The 14,891-nt window shown below is 60.0% G+C and carries 16 protein-coding genes and 1 pseudogene; 7 read left to right on the top strand and 10 right to left on the bottom strand.

Annotated features, from left to right (window positions below):
• Window positions 1-593 (bottom strand): annotated as a pseudogene (locus D8U70_RS20305) (mechanosensitive ion channel family protein); the annotation flags it as partial.
• A gap of 191 nt (window positions 594-784) precedes the next feature.
• Between D8U70_RS20305 and D8U70_RS20300 the strand changes: the two are divergent.
• A complete protein-coding gene (locus D8U70_RS20300; protein WP_024012040.1) occupies window positions 785-2,125 on the top strand; it encodes a DEAD/DEAH box helicase in 1,341 nt (446 codons plus the stop codon).
• 52 nt (window positions 2,126-2,177) lie between these two features.
• Here D8U70_RS20300 and D8U70_RS20295 read toward each other — a convergent pair whose 3' ends face one another.
• Both D8U70_RS20295 and D8U70_RS20290 read right to left on the bottom strand, forming a co-directional pair.
• Window positions 2,178-2,453: a hypothetical protein gene (locus tag D8U70_RS20295; protein ID WP_024012041.1), complete on the bottom strand. Its 276-nt coding sequence runs from the start codon at window positions 2,451-2,453 to the stop codon at window positions 2,178-2,180.
• A gap of 89 nt (window positions 2,454-2,542) precedes the next feature.
• Complete coding sequence (locus D8U70_RS20290) at window positions 2,543-3,277, bottom strand: thioredoxin family protein (protein ID WP_122505886.1); 735 nt, start codon at window positions 3,275-3,277, stop codon at window positions 2,543-2,545.
• 172 nt (window positions 3,278-3,449) lie between these two features.
• On the opposite strand from D8U70_RS20290, the gene D8U70_RS20285 reads away from it, so the two are divergent.
• Window positions 3,450-3,842: a hypothetical protein gene (locus D8U70_RS20285; protein ID WP_056783658.1), complete on the top strand. Its 393-nt coding sequence runs from the start codon at window positions 3,450-3,452 to the stop codon at window positions 3,840-3,842.
• A gap of 123 nt (window positions 3,843-3,965) precedes the next feature.
• Here the strand turns inward: D8U70_RS20285 and D8U70_RS20280 are convergent, their stop codons facing one another.
• The 3 genes from D8U70_RS20280 to D8U70_RS20270 form a co-directional block, all read right to left on the bottom strand.
• Window positions 3,966-4,835 carry a DUF6279 family lipoprotein gene (locus D8U70_RS20280; RefSeq protein WP_130929598.1) on the bottom strand — a complete coding sequence of 290 codons (870 nt, stop codon included), beginning with the start codon at window positions 4,833-4,835 and terminating at the stop codon, window positions 3,966-3,968.
• Window positions 4,836-4,912: 77 nt separating this feature from the next.
• On the bottom strand, window positions 4,913-5,629 hold the full coding sequence (locus D8U70_RS20275; RefSeq protein WP_016771158.1) for a TorF family putative porin: 717 nt from the start codon (window positions 5,627-5,629) through the stop codon (window positions 4,913-4,915).
• Window positions 5,630-5,832: 203 nt separating this feature from the next.
• Window positions 5,833-6,021 (bottom strand): hypothetical protein, encoded by a 189-nt coding sequence (locus D8U70_RS20270; protein ID WP_016985943.1) that lies wholly within the window; start codon window positions 6,019-6,021, stop codon window positions 5,833-5,835.
• A gap of 339 nt (window positions 6,022-6,360) precedes the next feature.
• Here D8U70_RS20270 and D8U70_RS20265 point away from each other — a divergent pair, with 339 nt between their 5' ends.
• The 3 genes from D8U70_RS20265 to D8U70_RS20255 all read left to right on the top strand — a co-directional run bounded on the left by D8U70_RS20265 (window position 6,361) and on the right by D8U70_RS20255 (window position 8,817).
• Window positions 6,361-7,197, top strand: a complete 837-nt coding sequence (locus D8U70_RS20265; protein ID WP_016771157.1) for a S1-like domain-containing RNA-binding protein — start codon at window positions 6,361-6,363, stop codon at window positions 7,195-7,197.
• 44 nt (window positions 7,198-7,241) lie between these two features.
• Window positions 7,242-7,634: a DUF2177 family protein gene (locus D8U70_RS20260; RefSeq protein ID WP_122602208.1), complete on the top strand. Its 393-nt coding sequence runs from the start codon at window positions 7,242-7,244 to the stop codon at window positions 7,632-7,634.
• Between the two features lie 253 nt (window positions 7,635-7,887).
• Window positions 7,888-8,817, top strand: coding sequence for a DMT family transporter (locus D8U70_RS20255; protein ID WP_122505889.1), 930 nt, complete (start codon window positions 7,888-7,890; stop codon window positions 8,815-8,817).
• Here the strand turns inward: D8U70_RS20255 and D8U70_RS20250 are convergent.
• Window positions 8,765-9,946, bottom strand: coding sequence for an MFS transporter (locus tag D8U70_RS20250; protein WP_130929597.1), 1,182 nt, complete (start codon window positions 9,944-9,946; stop codon window positions 8,765-8,767). The two genes, D8U70_RS20255 and D8U70_RS20250, sit on opposite strands and share 53 nt — an antisense overlap.
• 103 nt (window positions 9,947-10,049) lie before the next feature.
• Between D8U70_RS20250 and D8U70_RS20245 the strand changes: the two genes are divergently transcribed.
• Both D8U70_RS20245 and D8U70_RS28135 read left to right on the top strand, forming a co-directional pair.
• Entirely contained in the window at window positions 10,050-10,943 is an 894-nt protein-coding gene (locus D8U70_RS20245) for a LysR family transcriptional regulator (protein WP_130929596.1), read from the top strand.
• Between the two features lie 142 nt (window positions 10,944-11,085).
• Window positions 11,086-11,214 (top strand): PA1414 family protein, encoded by a 129-nt coding sequence (locus D8U70_RS28135; RefSeq protein WP_003184145.1) that lies wholly within the window; start codon window positions 11,086-11,088, stop codon window positions 11,212-11,214.
• Between the two features lie 160 nt (window positions 11,215-11,374).
• Here D8U70_RS28135 and D8U70_RS20240 read toward each other — a convergent pair whose 3' ends face one another.
• The 3 genes from D8U70_RS20240 to D8U70_RS20230 all read right to left on the bottom strand — a co-directional run bounded on the left by D8U70_RS20240 (window position 11,375) and on the right by D8U70_RS20230 (window position 14,890).
• Window positions 11,375-12,754: a sodium:solute symporter gene (locus D8U70_RS20240; RefSeq protein WP_071174740.1), complete on the bottom strand. Its 1,380-nt coding sequence runs from the start codon at window positions 12,752-12,754 to the stop codon at window positions 11,375-11,377.
• A gap of 159 nt (window positions 12,755-12,913) precedes the next feature.
• On the bottom strand, window positions 12,914-14,416 hold the full coding sequence (locus tag D8U70_RS20235) for a cytosine permease (protein WP_071174741.1): 1,503 nt from the start codon (window positions 14,414-14,416) through the stop codon (window positions 12,914-12,916).
• 51 nt (window positions 14,417-14,467) lie between these two features.
• Window positions 14,468-14,890: a nuclear transport factor 2 family protein gene (locus tag D8U70_RS20230; RefSeq protein WP_130929595.1), complete on the bottom strand. Its 423-nt coding sequence runs from the start codon at window positions 14,888-14,890 to the stop codon at window positions 14,468-14,470.
• Between the last annotated feature and the right edge of the window lies 1 nt (window position 14,891).

The raw sequence follows: 14,891 nt of genomic DNA, 5'->3' as shown, positions 1-14,891 counted from the left end.
TGCACGCTGGCGACGAACGACAGCAGGGTGTCCTTGTAGACCAACAGAATCACCGCCGACATCGCACCCAGACCCGACAGCAGCAACAGCGGTGAGCGGTCGATCAGGGTGGCGACGATGATGATCGCGCCGAACACGTACAAAACCATTTTCGCCAGTTGCACGTAGCCTTTGATCGAGCGCGTGCGGGCGTGCTCGGTGCGGGCGTAGATGTCGAGCAGGGCGTTGAGCAGGGCGCTGACCGCCAGCAGCAGGAACAGGATGGTGAAGGCCAGCGCGACATTGCCGAGGAAATTCATCGCGGTTTTGCTCAGCTCCGGCACCAGGTGCAGGCCGAACTGGATCACCAGCGACGGCGTCATCTGCGCCAGTCGTTGAAACACCTTGTTGTGGCGAAAGTCGTTGATCCAGTGCAGCGCCGGCTGGCGGCCGAGCATGCGGCTGGCGTGCAGGATCAGGTAACGCGCCACTCGTCCGAGCACCAGCGCGATGACCAGCAGCACCAGCAGCGCCAGTCCCGATTGCAGAAGTGGGTGCTCTTCGAGCGTGCCCCAGAGGCCTTGGGCTTTGAGCCAGAGCTGTTTGATATCCATGAGCGAAACGTTTCTTCTGTAAGACGCGAGGGCCGATTAGAGCATTTAAGACGCTGTGTATTGCAGCGAGTGACAAATCGGGCAACAAAAAAACCACTGATTGTCGGCGTTTGCACAAAGAAACTCGGCCTGAGCGCTCGAAACCGGTAACCTATGCAGCTGTTTTTTTGCATATCTTCGAGGTAGCACCCGTGTTTTCCCAATTCGCCCTGCACGAACGCCTGCTCAAAGCCGTGGCCGAGCTGAAATTTGTCGAGCCAACGCCAGTGCAAGCCGCGGCCATCCCGCTGGCGCTCCAGGGGCGTGATCTGCGGGTGACGGCGCAAACCGGTAGCGGCAAAACCGCCGCTTTCGTCCTGCCGATCCTCAATCGCCTGATCGGCCCGGCGAAGATCCGCGTCAGCATCAAGACGCTGATCCTGCTGCCGACCCGTGAACTGGCCCAGCAGACCTTGAAGGAAGTCGAACGCTTCTCGCAGTTCACTTTCATCAAGTCCGGCCTGATCACTGGCGGCGAAGACTTTAAAGTCCAGGCCGCCATGTTGCGCAAAGTGCCGGACATCCTCATCGGCACCCCGGGGCGGATGATCGAGCAGCTCAATGCCGGCAACCTCGACCTGAAAGAAGTCGAAGTGCTGGTCCTCGACGAAGCCGACCGCATGCTCGACATGGGCTTCGCCGAAGACGTGCAGCGTCTGGTCGATGAGTGCCCGAACCGTCAGCAGACCATGCTGTTCTCCGCGACTACCGGTGGTTCCGGCCTGCGCGAGATGATCGCCAAGGTCCTGAACAACCCGGAGCACCTGCAGCTCAACGCGGTCAGCCAGCTCAACTCGACGACTCGCCAGCAAATCATCACCGCCGACCACAATCAGCACAAAGAGCAGATTGTGAACTGGCTGTTGGCCAACGAGACCTACCAGAAGGCCATCGTTTTCACCAACACCCGCGCCATGGCCGACCGCATCTACGGCCGCCTCGTGGCTCAGGAATACAAGGCGTTCGTGCTGCACGGCGAGAAAGACCAGAAGGATCGCAAACTGGCGATCGATCGTCTGAAGCAGGGCGGCGTGAAGATCCTTGTCGCGACCGACGTTGCCGCTCGTGGTCTGGACGTCGACGGTCTGGATCTGGTGATCAACTTCGACATGCCACGCAGCGGCGACGAATACGTACACCGCATCGGTCGTACCGGCCGCGCCGGCAACGATGGTCTGGCGATCTCGCTGATCTGCCACGGCGACTGGAACCTGATGTCGAGCATCGAGCGCTACCTGAAGCAGAGCTTCGAGCGCCGCACCATCAAGGAAGTCAAAGGCACCTACGGCGGCCCTAAAAAGGTCAAGGCTTCGGGTAAAGCGGTTGGTGTGAAGAAGAAAAAGACCGACGCCAAGGGCGACAAGAAAAAAACCGCCGCCAAGACACCAACCAAGCGCAAGAGCGTCAACCGTCCGAAGCCGGATTCTCTGGTGAGCAGCGACGGCATGGCCCCGCTCAAGCGCCGCAAGCCAGCCGAGCCTGCGGCTGAGTAAGCTTTAGCATCACATATAAAAAAACCGGACATTGTCCGGTTTTTTTTTCGTCTTAACTGTCAGCTTTCTTCTCCGCCGACCCCAGTTCCTTCAGACGCTGATCGATCAACTGGCACTTGTCCGGCAGATCGGCGCTGGCCGTGCCCAGATCCATTTTCTGCAACTCGGCGTTGATCTCCTTGGCCTTTTCCGGATTCTGCTCGGTGAGCTTGGAGACTTCCTTGGCCAGTTGTTCGCGTTTGATCGTCGCCTCTTCCGGCGTGCAGGCCCAGACGGGCAGGGCGCAGACAAGGGTGGCGGCGAGGGACAGCTTGATCAGGGTTTTCATGGGCAGGCCTCAGTTCCGGTTAAGGCGGGTTAACCGGTTGAGGGCCGAAGCCTGGTAAAAGTTCAGAAACTGTGGGGCCAGGATTGTCCTCAATCGGCATGGCAGCAACCCGACTTCGGCGCACCGTCATAGCGATCATGATGCCGAACCCATTCCATGATCTCGTCTTCATTCCTGCCCTTGGGCGTGAGATCCAGATAGTGGTAAGCACCAACTAGCATGTCCAGGCCGCGCGCGTATGTGGAATAGGTGTGGAAAATCTCGCCTTCGTCATTGCGATAAAACACGCTCAGCCCCGGCATTTCTTCCTCGACGCTGTCGGTTCTTTCGTAGTTGTAGGTAGCCTTTCCTGCCGCGACGTCCTCAGCCCGGGCGCAGACGCCGAAGTCGTAATTGAAATCGCAACCTTCTGACGAGACCCAGTCGAACTTCCAGCCCATCCGCTTTTTGAAGTCCTGAAACTCGTTGAATGGCGCATGGGAAACTGCAACCACCGCGACGTCGTGATGGGCCAGGTGCTGGTTGGCGCCATCAATGTGGTCACTGAGGAACGAGCAGCCCTGGCAGCCCTGCTCCCAGCCTTTGGCAAACATGAAATGGTAGATGATCAACTGGCTGTTGTTGCCAAACAGGTCCTTGAGCTTGAGCTCGCCGTTCGGCCCTTGAAAATGATAGTCCTTGTCGACTTTCACCCACGGCAGGGCGCGGCGCTCGGCGCTGAGGCGATCGCGTTCCCGGGTGAAGGCTTTTTCGTGGGCCAGATGCTGCTGGCGGGCGGCGAGCCATTCTTCGCGTGATACCACCGGATGGTTTGTAACGTTCATGACGATGTCTCCTGCGGGTTGAACCGGCTGTTTCAGCCTAGTCGTTCATCGTGCGAGGGAATCGACAGCCGCCGGTCGGTCGGGTCCGGAAATACTGCTGAACGGCTGCGCAGCGCTTCGGTCACAACCTTGAAAGCGGCACAAAATCACCCGCACCGGAGGTTGGATCAGGATGACGACTTATAACTGGGATTTGATTGAACGTTTGCTGCATGAAGTGCAGAACAGCGCTGGCCACAGCTTCGCTCCCCGCGCTTATGCCGAAGACCATGCGGCCGAGAAAGCCAGCGCCGGCGAGCCGATCGACAATCTCGATCACTTGAAAACCCTGGCCTGTGATTATGAAAAGCTCTTGCTGGAGCGCGGATTCATCGAGCCGCGGCCGGATCACGAGGGTAGTACTGGCAACAACTTCATTCTGACCCCGCGCGGCTCCAGCCTGCTGAGCCTGATCGACAGCAGCATCCCCGGCAACGACCATCCGCGTCAGGTGCTGGATGAGCAGGAGGATGCGCTGGATGAGGTGACGTTTGATGAAGTCGCCTCAAAGGCTCAAATCGCCTGAGCCAGTGAAATCCGCCCTGTGGGAGCGAGCCTGCTCGCGAAAACGGTCTGTCAGTGACATTTGAACTGTCTGACACTCCGCCTTCGCGAGCAGGCTCGCTCCCACAATGGGCCATTGGTTTATTCAAGGTTTCTGCGCGGCCTTCAGGCACTTCAGGTCATTGAAGTCCTTGCGCACGCCCTCGATTTTCTTCAACAAGCGCTCACGCTGTTGCGGCGTGCTCTCGGCCATCAAGTCGACAAACAGCGAGCGCGCCTGGGCTTCGGTGTTGGCGTAGGCCTTGCGGTAATCCGCTGTCCACAACCGCTCGCGATTGACCAGAAGTGTCTCGATGCGTTGTGGGAATTCCGCGCTTTGGCGTTGCGCAACGGCGGCGCTGAACTGTTGCTGCCAGTGCGCGCGGTTGGCGATCCATTGGGTGTTCTGGTCGCCCAAGGCGTTGGTCCAGGCCGCGACGCGTTGTTTCTGCGTGTCACTGAGCGGGCCTAGCCAATCGTTCAGGCGTTTTTCCATGCGCTCGCCGCGTTCCTTGATCTGCTGGGCCAGCGGCGGTTTCACGTATTCCTGCTGGCGTTTGCGCAAATCCTTGGCAAACGCGTCGTTCATTTCTGCCACCTGTTTATCGTCCAGGCCTTGCAGCAGCACGATGGCCGAAGGGGTGATTTCCCGGGCGGTGTCGGCGATGGCCTGCTTGGCTTCGGCGGTGCGTTCCTGCAAGGCGGCGTCGGTGACCTGATTGCTTTCGACCATGGCCTGTAAACGGTCCAGCCAGTCGAGGTAGCCCGGTAATTGCGTGGTGCAGTGCCAGCTCAGGTGTTCCTTGAGGCGTTCGTTGAACCAGTCTTTCTGCTCGCCGTTCATGTCCACGTAATCGCTCAGCGACCACGGGATAATCACGTCGAGGTTGCGGTAGGCCAGGCCAACGCGGCTGCAAGCGCCGAGGGCGAGGGTGAAGATCAGCAGGGCGGCAATCTGTTTGAACCAGCGAGACATGGGCAAATCCTTGCGAGAGCCTGGCGTCGGAAATCTGATTCTTATGTGATGCAGGATGCGCGCGGCAGTTCAGCCGATCAATAGAACGTGCGTACAGCCTTGAGGGTGACGAGGCCGTCGCACTCGCTGTTGTGCCCGGAATAGGCCGAGCAATCACTGCCGCTGAGGCTGGAGTCGCTGTAGATCAGATCAAGATCGACGCCCATGAACGGCCGCGACAGTTTCACCGACCAATCAGTGAAACTGCTGATATAGCCACCGTCCACCGCCGCCGGTGTATTCAACTGGTGCGTGGTGTATTTCATGCTCACGCCGATGCCGAACGGCTGATTGCCAGTGAGGTCGGCAAACAAGGTGTTGTTCTGTTTATCCGGGTCGTTGCTCAGGGCAATGCCGAAGCGACTGCCGAGCAGAGTCAGGCCACCAAACAGCTCCTGGCTGTCGAGGGTGTCCACGCGGGGATAGCTGTAATGGATCATCCCGACTTCATAGCCGAGCACCTGATCGAACGGCTGCTTGAAGCCGACGTAGGAATCGATCTCGAGGTTCTTGCCCGGGCTGATGCCCATGCTCGGCGCGTACTGGCCGAAATACACGCCGCTGTCGTGGCTCAGATCAAGGCCACCGTGGAACGAGCCGACCGCCGCCGGTTTGACCAGACCCTGGGCCATGCTGCGGCTGGGCGTAGTGCCGAGCTTGAGATCGAAGTCGCCCAGTTCACCCTGAAAAACCTGCGCGTGCGCGGTCGCGCCTGACAGCAGGCTGACGAACAATAAACAGGGAAATGGGCGCATGCGTCACTCCATGAACTGCGAGCGCAGGGCGAAGGCCTGCTGAAACGCTTGATCTAGACGCGTGCAAGGATACCGGCGAATGCCCGGCATTGATGGCCGTTCGTCGATTTTCGGGAATTTTTGTTTAAAACGAAGGGGGATTGCGCGGTGCCAGTCCAGGCGCTTCGAAGCTCAAAGCGCCTCTGGACGGGGTGAAACCGGTGTTACTTCTTGCCCAGGCTGATCTGCTTGGACGGGCCGAATGTCTGGCCACTGACGCCTTTGGCAATTTGCTGGATCTCGCCGCCGGACTTGAGGAATGCTGCGATCTGATCGTTGATCGATTCGCTGGTTTCAACGGCTGGAGCTGGCTTTGCTTTGCTGGTGGATGCTTTTACACGCATGGCGGCCATTAACCTTTAGAAAAGTAACTCGGCTAGGCATCGTACAGGAATAACTTGACAATAGCTTGGTAAATATCCCCCGGATTAACCAACCGTAACGCTGCATTATTACCGGCCGCCCACTCGTAATAAGCAGCTAACGTGCTGTTTTAAATAAGAACATTTAATTGAGGTGAGGCAAATCAGCACGGCCGTGAAGCGTCGGGCCGGACTGACGAGCGGCACCCCGCAGGGCAGTGATCAAGCAAAATCAACAGGTTGACGCAGATTTGCCGGTGCGAGGATCTGTCGCCCGACGTCTGCGGCAAAAACGGGTAGAATGCCGCCCACGTATTGAGGGTTTCGGAAATGGCTTTAGTCGGGCGTTACAACAGTTTGCAAGTGGTTAAACACACTAACTTCGGTTTATATCTGGACGGCGGTGCCGATGGCGAAATTCTTTTGCCCAACCGTTATATCCCCAAAGATATTCCCAGCGAAGATGAAGACTGGCTCAACGTATTCATCTATCTGGACAGCGAAGACAAACTTCTCGCCACCACGGAAAAACCGAAAGTTCAGGTCGGCGAATTTGCCAGTCTGAAAGTGGTTGAAGTCAACAGCATCGGCGTGTTCCTCGACTGGGGGCTGCCGAAAGATCTGTTGCTGCCGTACTCGGAAGAAAAGCGCCAGATGACCGCTGGCGAGTACTGCGTGGTGCACGTCTACCTCGACAAACACACGCGCCGCATCACCGCCACCGCGCGCCTCGATCGTTACCTGGACAAGACCCCGGCCACCTACAGCCCGGGCCAGGAAGTCGATCTGCTGGTGGCTGAAGCCACCGACATGGGCTTCAAGGCGATCATCAACAACAAGCACTGGGGCCTGATCCACAAGAACGAGATCTTCAAGTTCATGCGTTCGGGCATGCGCGAGAAAGGCTTCATCAAGGAAGTGCGCGCCGACGGCAAGATCAGCCTGAGCCTGCAACCGGTGGGCCAGGAAGCGGCGAGCAGCCTGAGTTCGAAGATCCTCGGCAAGTTGCGCGAAAACGACGGCACCCTGGCGGTCAGTGACAAGAGTGATCCGGCGTTGATCAGCAGCCTGTTCGGCGTCAGCAAGGGCAACTTCAAGAAAGCCATCGGTTCGCTGTACAAGGAAGGCAAGATCGTCATTCACGCCGATCGCATTGAACTAACCTGAGCCTTGAGTGGCCCATGTTGCAGGCCACACAAGAGGTTGGATCGATGAAAAAGGCGCTGATCGCTTACGTCGCTACGTTGCTGACGTTTCTGCTGCTCGACGGCATGTGGCTCGGGCTGCTGATGGCGCCGACCTATCGCGAACTGCTCGGTTCGCTGATGCTGGAAAAACCGCTGCTGTTGCCCGCAGCGGTTTTTTATTGCCTGTACGTTATTGGCTGCGTGGTGTTTGTCGTGTTGCCGGCGCTGAGCTGGCAGAGGGCGGCGAAGCTGGGTGCGCTGTTGGGGCTGGTGGCCTACGGCACTTATGACCTGACCAATTGGGCGACCTTGCGCGACTGGTCGGTGCAGGTGAGTTTGATGGATTGGGCGTGGGGGACAGTGGCGACTGCAGTTGCTTGCACGGTGGGGTATTTGGTGGCGAAGCGGTTTGCCTGAGCTGATTCGGCAGTTGTGTTGGCAATGCTGGCCTCTTCGCGAGCAGGCTCGCTCCCACGTGTTCGCCGAACCCTCTGTGGGAGCGAGCCTGCTCGCGAATGACGGCGCAGCCGTCAACCATTCAGCGCTGACGCCACTGACCAAATAAAGGTCTTTTCCAGACGGCTTTTTCCTCGCGACTGATTGATAATCCCCGACACTGTTTTCTGACCATTGGATGGCCTGCCATGTTGTGTGTGTTCGAGGTGTTGCGGTGAGTGCCGAGCGGCGCAATGCCGACGGTTTTGCCCTGCAAGTGATGATCGGCCTGTGCCTGGTCTGGGGTGTGCAGCAAGTCCTGATCAAGTGGGCGGCAACGGACATCGCGCCGGTGATGCAAGCGGCGGGGCGCTCGGGGATTTCTGCGTTGCTGGTCGGTTTGCTGATCTGCTGGAAGGGCGGTTGGGATCAGGTCGGCAGCACCTGGCGCGGCGGCTTGCTGGCCGGTGCGCTGTTTGGTCTGGAGTTCCTGTTCATCGCCGAAGGCCTGCAACTGACCACCGCCGCGCATATGTCGGTGTTCCTCTATACCGCACCGATCTTCACTGCACTCGGCGTGCATTTCCTGCTGGCCAGCGAGCGTTTGCGCCCGTTGCAATGGCTGGGGATTCTGCTGGCGTTCATCGGCATCGCGATTGCCTTCGCCGGCGGTGTGTCGTGGGACAACCTTGATCGGCGCATGCTGCTGGGCGATGCCTTCGGCGTATTGGCCGGCGCCTGTTGGGGCGCGACCACCGTGGTGGTGCGCGCCTCGCGACTGTCGGAAGCGCCGGTGACATTGACCCTGTTCTATCAGTTGCTGGTCGGTTTCATCGGTCTGCTGTTGATCGCGTTGTTCAGCGGCCAGATCACCCACGTCAGCCTGACTACCGTGGCGGTGGCCAGTGTGCTGTTCCAAGGGCTGGTGGTGTCGTTCTTCAGCTACCTGGTGTGGTTCTGGCTGCTGCGCCGTTATCTGGCGGCCAACCTTGCGGTGTTCTCGTTCATGACGCCGTTGTTCGGCGTGACCTTCGGCGTGCTGCTGCTCGGCGAACAGTTGAGCCTGAACTTCGTCATCGGCGCCGTGCTGGTGCTGCTCGGCATCACTTTCGTCAGCGCCGAACAGTGGCTGCGTCGGCGTTTGCGCAAGGCGCTGGGCCAGTAGCCCTGGCCTGCATCGCCAGCGCGCCGGCCAGCAACAGGCCGGCACCGGCGATCAGCAGCGCCGGCTGCAAGCCGCCGCTGAAATGGCTGCTCAGCGCCGCCAGCAGCGGGCCGCTCAGCTGGCCGACAGCGAAGCACGCCGTGAGCATCCCGGCGTTGCGCTGAGTGTCGTGGGGCGCCAGCTCTCGCGAACGCTGCATGACCAGTTGCATGCAGGCCAGAAACGGCGTGCCGCAGAGGATCACCCCCAACGCCAGGCCGACGCCGCTGCCCAGCAGACAGGCAAACACTCCGGCCGCTTGCAGCCACAACGTCGCCATCAGCCAGTGCCGCGTGGTCTCGGGATCATGCCGGCGCAGACTCACCAACCACACACCGATTGCCGCGCCGAGGCCAAAGCACGGCCAGAACAGATCCGCCTGCCACTGGCCGTGAAACTGCGCGTTGGCCATCTGCGACAGGAACGTTGCCGGAATGATGTAGCCGATGCCGTACAGCGCGTATACCAGCGCCAGCCGGGCAATGCCGCGATTCGCTGGGTTCACATGGGTTGTTGCTGGCCTCGCTACCACCGTGGGCTGCGGTAACAACCGCCAGACGCCGAGCATCATCAGCAACGCGGCGGCCGCGTAAATCAGCCACAGGGTTGCCGATGTCTGCTGCAAGCGGTGTGAGACCAGCGCCAGCAAGCCTGTGAGAAAAATCCCCAGACCCGGTCCGGCAAAAACCAGAGCACCCCAGCGCGGGCGACCCGCTGCCGCCGCCAGCGGTTGACTGAGCGAAGTGATCATCACCAGCACCCAGGCACTCGCCACCCCGGTACCAAAGCGCAGCAGCAAGTGCGACCAGAAACCGTTGGCCCAGAACGACGCCAGGGTCAACAGCACGCACAGCCACAGCCCGCCATGCAATCGTCGCTGCACCTGCTGTGGCCGCTGGGCGAACATCGCATCCACGGCACCAAGCAGATAGCCGAAGTAGTTGGCCGCCGCGATCAGCCCGGCGGCGGTGAGGTCGATCTGCCCTTCGCTGAGCAGGTGCGGCATCTGAGGTGTCAGGGCGAAACGGCCAATGCCCATGGCCGTCATCAGGGCAACGAAACAGGCGGATAAACGTATCAGCGGCGACATGGTCGGGCTTCCTTCAAGGCAGCAATGACCGTCAGGCTAGGATCGATTGACTTTCTTTAAAATTGAATAATAGTGAGTAACTTGTTCTGTTAAGGAGAAAGCAGTGGAATTCAGCCAACTGCGGATATTCCAGGCGGTCGCCGAGGAAGGCTCGATCACCCGCGCCGCCGAGCGCCTGCATCGCGTGCCATCAAATCTGTCGACGCGGCTGAAACAGCTCGAAGAGCAGTTGGGTGTCGAACTGTTCGTCCGCGAACGGCAGCGCTTGCAGTTGTCGCCGGCGGGCAAGGTTTTGCTCGACTACACCGGCAAACTTTTCGCTCTGCGCGATCAGGCCAGTGCGGCGGTGATGGGTGGGCAACCGGCCGGCGACTTCGTGCTGGGCACCATGTACAGCACGGCGGCGATCCATCTGCCGGCGTTGCTGGCGCGTTATCACAAGCAATACCCGATGGTGAATTTGCAGGTGCAATCGGCGCCGACCGGCGAACTGCTTGAAGGGCTGCTCACCGGTCGCCTCGACGCGGCATTGGTCGACGGACCGCTGGAACTGGCCGGGCTCGATGGCGTGCCGCTGTGCGAGGAGCGGCTGGTGCTGATCACAGAAATCGACCATCCGCCGGTACTCAATGCGCGCGACGTGGAAGGGCGCTCGGTATTCACCTTCCGTCAGGGCTGTTCATATCGCATGCGTCTGGAAGCGTGGTTCTCTCATTACCACGCGGCGATGGGCCGGCCGATGGAGATCGAGTCGTATCAGGGCATGCTCGCCTGTGTGATTGCCGGCAGTGGTGTGGCGTTGATGGCCGAGTCGATGCTCGCCAGCCTGCCGGGTCGCGAAAGCGTCGCCGTGCATCCGTTGGCCGAGCCGTTCGCGGGTGCGACAACATGGCTCATGTGGCGCAAGGGTATGGCCGGGGCCAACCTGAATGCCTGGATCGACGTGCAGCAAGCGGTCTATCCCGTGGCTTTGCATGAAGTCCGTGAAACAGCGTGAACCAATCGCAACAGATTCTGTTCAATTCAGTAACAGATCATTGCGGATTTGGCCGAGCATTGCGTAGGACTTCGGACTATTATCAGTGCGAAGCGGCCTCAGAATTCCGGCCGCTCAGCACCACCCTGAAGGGGGCATGACGATGAAAGAGAAAATCCAGAACTGGCTGCACGATTTGGGAGTTGCCCTCGGTTTGATCGAACCGCCTCTGCAACCGGTACCGATTCGCACGGACGACGAACAGCGCCGACGCCAGCCACGTCGCCGTTAATACCTGCGATCAGAGATTTCAAGATCGCAGCCGTCGGCAGTTTCTACAAAGTGTAGGAGCTGCCGAAGGCTGCGATCTTTTGTTTTTTATCAGGCAAAAAAACGGGTGTGGCCACCGACGCCACACCCGCTGAAGAAAACATCACCTCGTTACAGTCGATTCACACCGCAGTGGCCACGGTCGCCGGTCGCGGCGAGAACAGGCTGACCAGTACGAAGCTCACCAGGCTGACACCCAGGCTGTAATAGATCGGCGTGTTCGCGTCCATGCCGTCCTTGACCATGAACACCAGCGCCGTAATAAAGCCCAGCGTCATTGCGCTGATCGCCCCGGCGGTAGTCGCACGCTTCCAGAAAATCGCGCCCATCAGCGGAATCAGCATGCCGCCGACCAAGAGGTTGTAAGCCAGGGTCAGCGCGCTGATCACGTCGTTGACGACCAGAGCAATGCCCAGCACCGCGATCCCCGTCAGCAGCGTAAACAGACGGCTGACCGCGACGTTGGACTGTTTGCCACCGCGCAATTTCGGCAGCAGGTCTTCGGTAAGGGTGGTGGACGCGGCGAGCAGGCCGGCACTGGCGGTGGACATCATCGCCGCCAGTGCGGCAGCGATCACCAGGCCACGGATGCCGTCAGGCAGCGAGACTTTGACGATGGCGGCAAAGGCGTTGTTGACGTTGTCCAGATCCGGAATCAGTACATGCGCAGCCATGCCGATCAAGGCGCAGACCAGACCGTAAATGATGCAGTAGATCCCGGCCGAGGTGCCGGCGTACTTGGCGACTTTTTCGCTTTTGGCGGTGAACACCCGCTGCCAGATGTCCTGGCCGATCAGGATGCCGAAGAAGTAGATCATGAAGTAGGTAATGATCGTGTCCCAGCCGATGCTGGTGAAGTTGAAGCTGGCCGCCGGCAGTTGCGCGACCAATTGATCCCAGCCGCCTACGCGGTACAGGCAGATCGGCAACAACACGAACATCAGGCCCACTGTCTGGATGCCGAACTGGACGATGTCCGTCAGGGTCAGCGACCACATGCCGCCGATCGTTGAATAAGTCACCACGATACCGCCGCCCAGCAGTACGGAAATCCAGAAGGGCAGACCGAACAACACTTGCAGCACGGTGCCGATCGCCAGAATCGAGGTCACGCCGATCATCAGCGCGTAAGCGAGCATGATCGTCGCACTGGCGGTGCGCGCCATCGGGTTGTAGCGCTTCTCCAGGACCTGGGTGACGGTGAATACCTTGAGTTTCAGCAAAGGCTTGGCGAGGAACAGGTTCAGCGCGACGATGCCGCAGCCCAGTGCCGCGCACAGCCAGAAACCGGAAATGCCATGCACATAGCCCAGACGCACAGTGCCGACGGTGGACGCGCCGCCGAGAACGGTCGCTGCCATGGTGCCCATGTACAGCGACGGCCCCAGATTGCGCCCGGCAACCAGATAGTCTTCGTGGGTCTTGGCCTTGCGCATGCCGTAGTAGCCGAGAATCAGCATCGCAGCGGCATAAATGAGTACGACGAATAAATCCAAAGCCATGATGGCGTGTCTCCGATTGTCTTTTTTATGGTCAAGCAAATGGGGTCTGCAAGGCTTCCTGTGGGAGCGAGCCTGCTCGCGAAGGCGGTCTGTCAGTCACACCAATGTTGGATGTGCTGAAGTCTTCGCGAGCAGGCTCGCTCCCACAGGGGATTCGTGTCAGGCGGCCTGACGCAGTTGAGGTTTTATTGCGGCTTCACTGCGCACATCCGTTGGCCCGAACACTTCCCGAGGTTCGGGGAACAAGCGCAACAGCGTCAGATACACCACCGACGCCAGGCCCAATGTCACCGGCAAACTGATGTCGATGCCACCGGCCAATTCGCCCAGCGGGCCGACGAACTGTCCCGGCAGGTTGACGAAGCACAGGCCGACCAGCGCGCTCGGAATCCACGCCCCCAGACCGCGCCAGTTCCAGCCGTGGTTGAACCAGTAGCGTCCGCCCTGTTCGCCGCGAGTGAACACTTGCAGGTCATCCGGGCAGTAGAAGCCGCGCCGTACCAGCAGGCCGATGATCATGATCACCATCCATGGGGTGGTGCAGGTGATGATCAGCACGGCGAAGGTCGACACGCTTTGCACCAGGTTCGCCGCAAACCGGCCGATGAAGATGAAGGCGATCGACAGCACGCCAATCAGCAAGGTCGCCTTGACCCGGGACAGCACGCGCGGGAACACGCTGGACATGTCCAGCCCGGTGCCATACAGCGACGTGGTGCCGGTGGACATGCCGCCGATCACCGCAATCAGGCACACCGGCAGGAAGAACCAGCTCGGCGAGACGGCCAGCAAGCCGCCGACATAGTTGTTCGCGGCGATGTAGTCCGGCGCCTTGATCGCGACGATGGTGGCGGTGGCGAGGCCGAACAGGAATGGGATCAACGTTGCCAGTTGCGCGGCGATCACCGCCAGCATGATCCGGCCCTTCGGCGTCTCACGCGGGATGTAGCGCGACCAGTCGCCGAGGAACGCCCCGAAGGAAATCGGGTTGCTCATCGCCACCAGCGCCGCGCCGATGAATGCCGCCCAGAACCCGGCCTGACCCAGCGCCACGCTGCCGGCGTACTGGCTGTCGAAAGCAGGGGCGAAGGCGAAGATGCCGAGCAGGAACAACAGGCTCGCGGCCCACACGGCGATGCGGTTGACCCACAGCATGATGCGGAAACCGTAGATGCACACGGTCAGCACCAGCAGCGCGAACAGGCCGTAGGCCAGGCCCAGGGTCAGGTCGGTTTCCGGCAAATCGACGAGGCGTTTGGCGCCGCCGACCAGCGCATCACCCGAGCTCCACACTGACAGCGAGAAGAACGCGATCGCCGTCAGCAACGACAGGAACGACCCGACAATCCGCCCGTGCACGCCGAAGTGCGCACCGGAAGACACGGCGTTGTTGGTGCCGTTGAGCGGGCCGAACAGGCCCATCGGCGCGAGGATCAGCGCACCGACCACCACACCCAGCACAATCGCCCAGACACCGGCCTGAAACGACAGGCCGAACAGCACCGGGAAACTGCCGAGCACAGCGGTGGCAAACGTATTGGCGCCGCCGAAGATCAAGCGAAACAAGTCGCTGGGTCGGGCGTCGCGCTCATGATCCGGGATCTGTTCGACCCCGTTTGTTTCGATGCTGCTAAGGCTTTTTTCGTTGTTGTTGTTATTCATGATCTGCTCCGATCATCAGGCGCGCTCATCGTGCGTGAGCGTCACCATTGGCTAAGGGGGTGGCAGCCCTTCCGGCATTGCGGACAAATGTTCGTGACAGGCCAGCCATAGGCCTTGTTGTTCTAGGCTCGACGCTTGTCTTCTGAAAACAATCGTCTCGCGCTCCTGGCTGAAGTGTTGCTCCCCTTGCATGCGCAGCTCGGTGGCCACGTCATGGATGAAAATCGCCACGTCACCCTGCAGGCTGACAAAGGCGTTGCTCGAGGTGCACGACAGCACCTCGAATCCATTCTCGGCACGCCAGCGGTCCCACAACGCCTGATAGGCATCGCGCGACAGCAATGGCTGGTCGAGGGTGTAGAAAACGAAGCTGGCATCGGCGCTGAACGCACCGAAGTAGGCTTCGCGATCGTTACGCGCAAACGCGGCGACCAACTCGGCGGCCGCGTGCAAAACCTGATCACGTGCGTGCATG

Source organism: Pseudomonas sp. Sample_20, assembly GCF_004307585.1.
Taxonomy (GTDB): Bacteria; Pseudomonadota; Gammaproteobacteria; order Pseudomonadales; family Pseudomonadaceae; genus Aquipseudomonas; species Aquipseudomonas atacamensis.
The sequence above is the reverse complement of the archived record's forward strand: the minus strand, read 5'-3'. Positions and strand labels throughout refer to the sequence as shown.

Coding starts and splice junctions, on each gene's coding strand:
- D8U70_RS20295 (WP_024012041.1), bottom strand. CDS start 2,453: ATGAAAACCCTGATCAAGCTGTCCCTCGCCGCCACCCTTGTCTGCGCC.
- D8U70_RS20290 (WP_122505886.1), bottom strand. CDS start 3,277: ATGAACGTTACAAACCATCCGGTGGTATCACGCGAAGAATGGCTCGCC.
- D8U70_RS20285 (WP_056783658.1), top strand. CDS start 3,450: ATGACGACTTATAACTGGGATTTGATTGAACGTTTGCTGCATGAAGTG.
- D8U70_RS20280 (WP_130929598.1), bottom strand. CDS start 4,835: ATGTCTCGCTGGTTCAAACAGATTGCCGCCCTGCTGATCTTCACCCTC.
- D8U70_RS20275 (WP_016771158.1), bottom strand. CDS start 5,629: ATGCGCCCATTTCCCTGTTTATTGTTCGTCAGCCTGCTGTCAGGCGCG.
- D8U70_RS20270 (WP_016985943.1), bottom strand. CDS start 6,021: ATGGCCGCCATGCGTGTAAAAGCATCCACCAGCAAAGCAAAGCCAGCT.
- D8U70_RS20265 (WP_016771157.1), top strand. CDS start 6,361: ATGGCTTTAGTCGGGCGTTACAACAGTTTGCAAGTGGTTAAACACACT.
- D8U70_RS20260 (WP_122602208.1), top strand. CDS start 7,242: ATGAAAAAGGCGCTGATCGCTTACGTCGCTACGTTGCTGACGTTTCTG.
- D8U70_RS20250 (WP_130929597.1), bottom strand. CDS start 9,946: ATGTCGCCGCTGATACGTTTATCCGCCTGTTTCGTTGCCCTGATGACG.
- D8U70_RS28135 (WP_003184145.1), top strand. CDS start 11,086: ATGAAAGAGAAAATCCAGAACTGGCTGCACGATTTGGGAGTTGCCCTC.
- D8U70_RS20240 (WP_071174740.1), bottom strand. CDS start 12,754: ATGGCTTTGGATTTATTCGTCGTACTCATTTATGCCGCTGCGATGCTG.
- D8U70_RS20235 (WP_071174741.1), bottom strand. CDS start 14,416: ATGAATAACAACAACAACGAAAAAAGCCTTAGCAGCATCGAAACAAAC.
- D8U70_RS20230 (WP_130929595.1), bottom strand. CDS start 14,890: ATGCACGCACGTGATCAGGTTTTGCACGCGGCCGCCGAGTTGGTCGCC.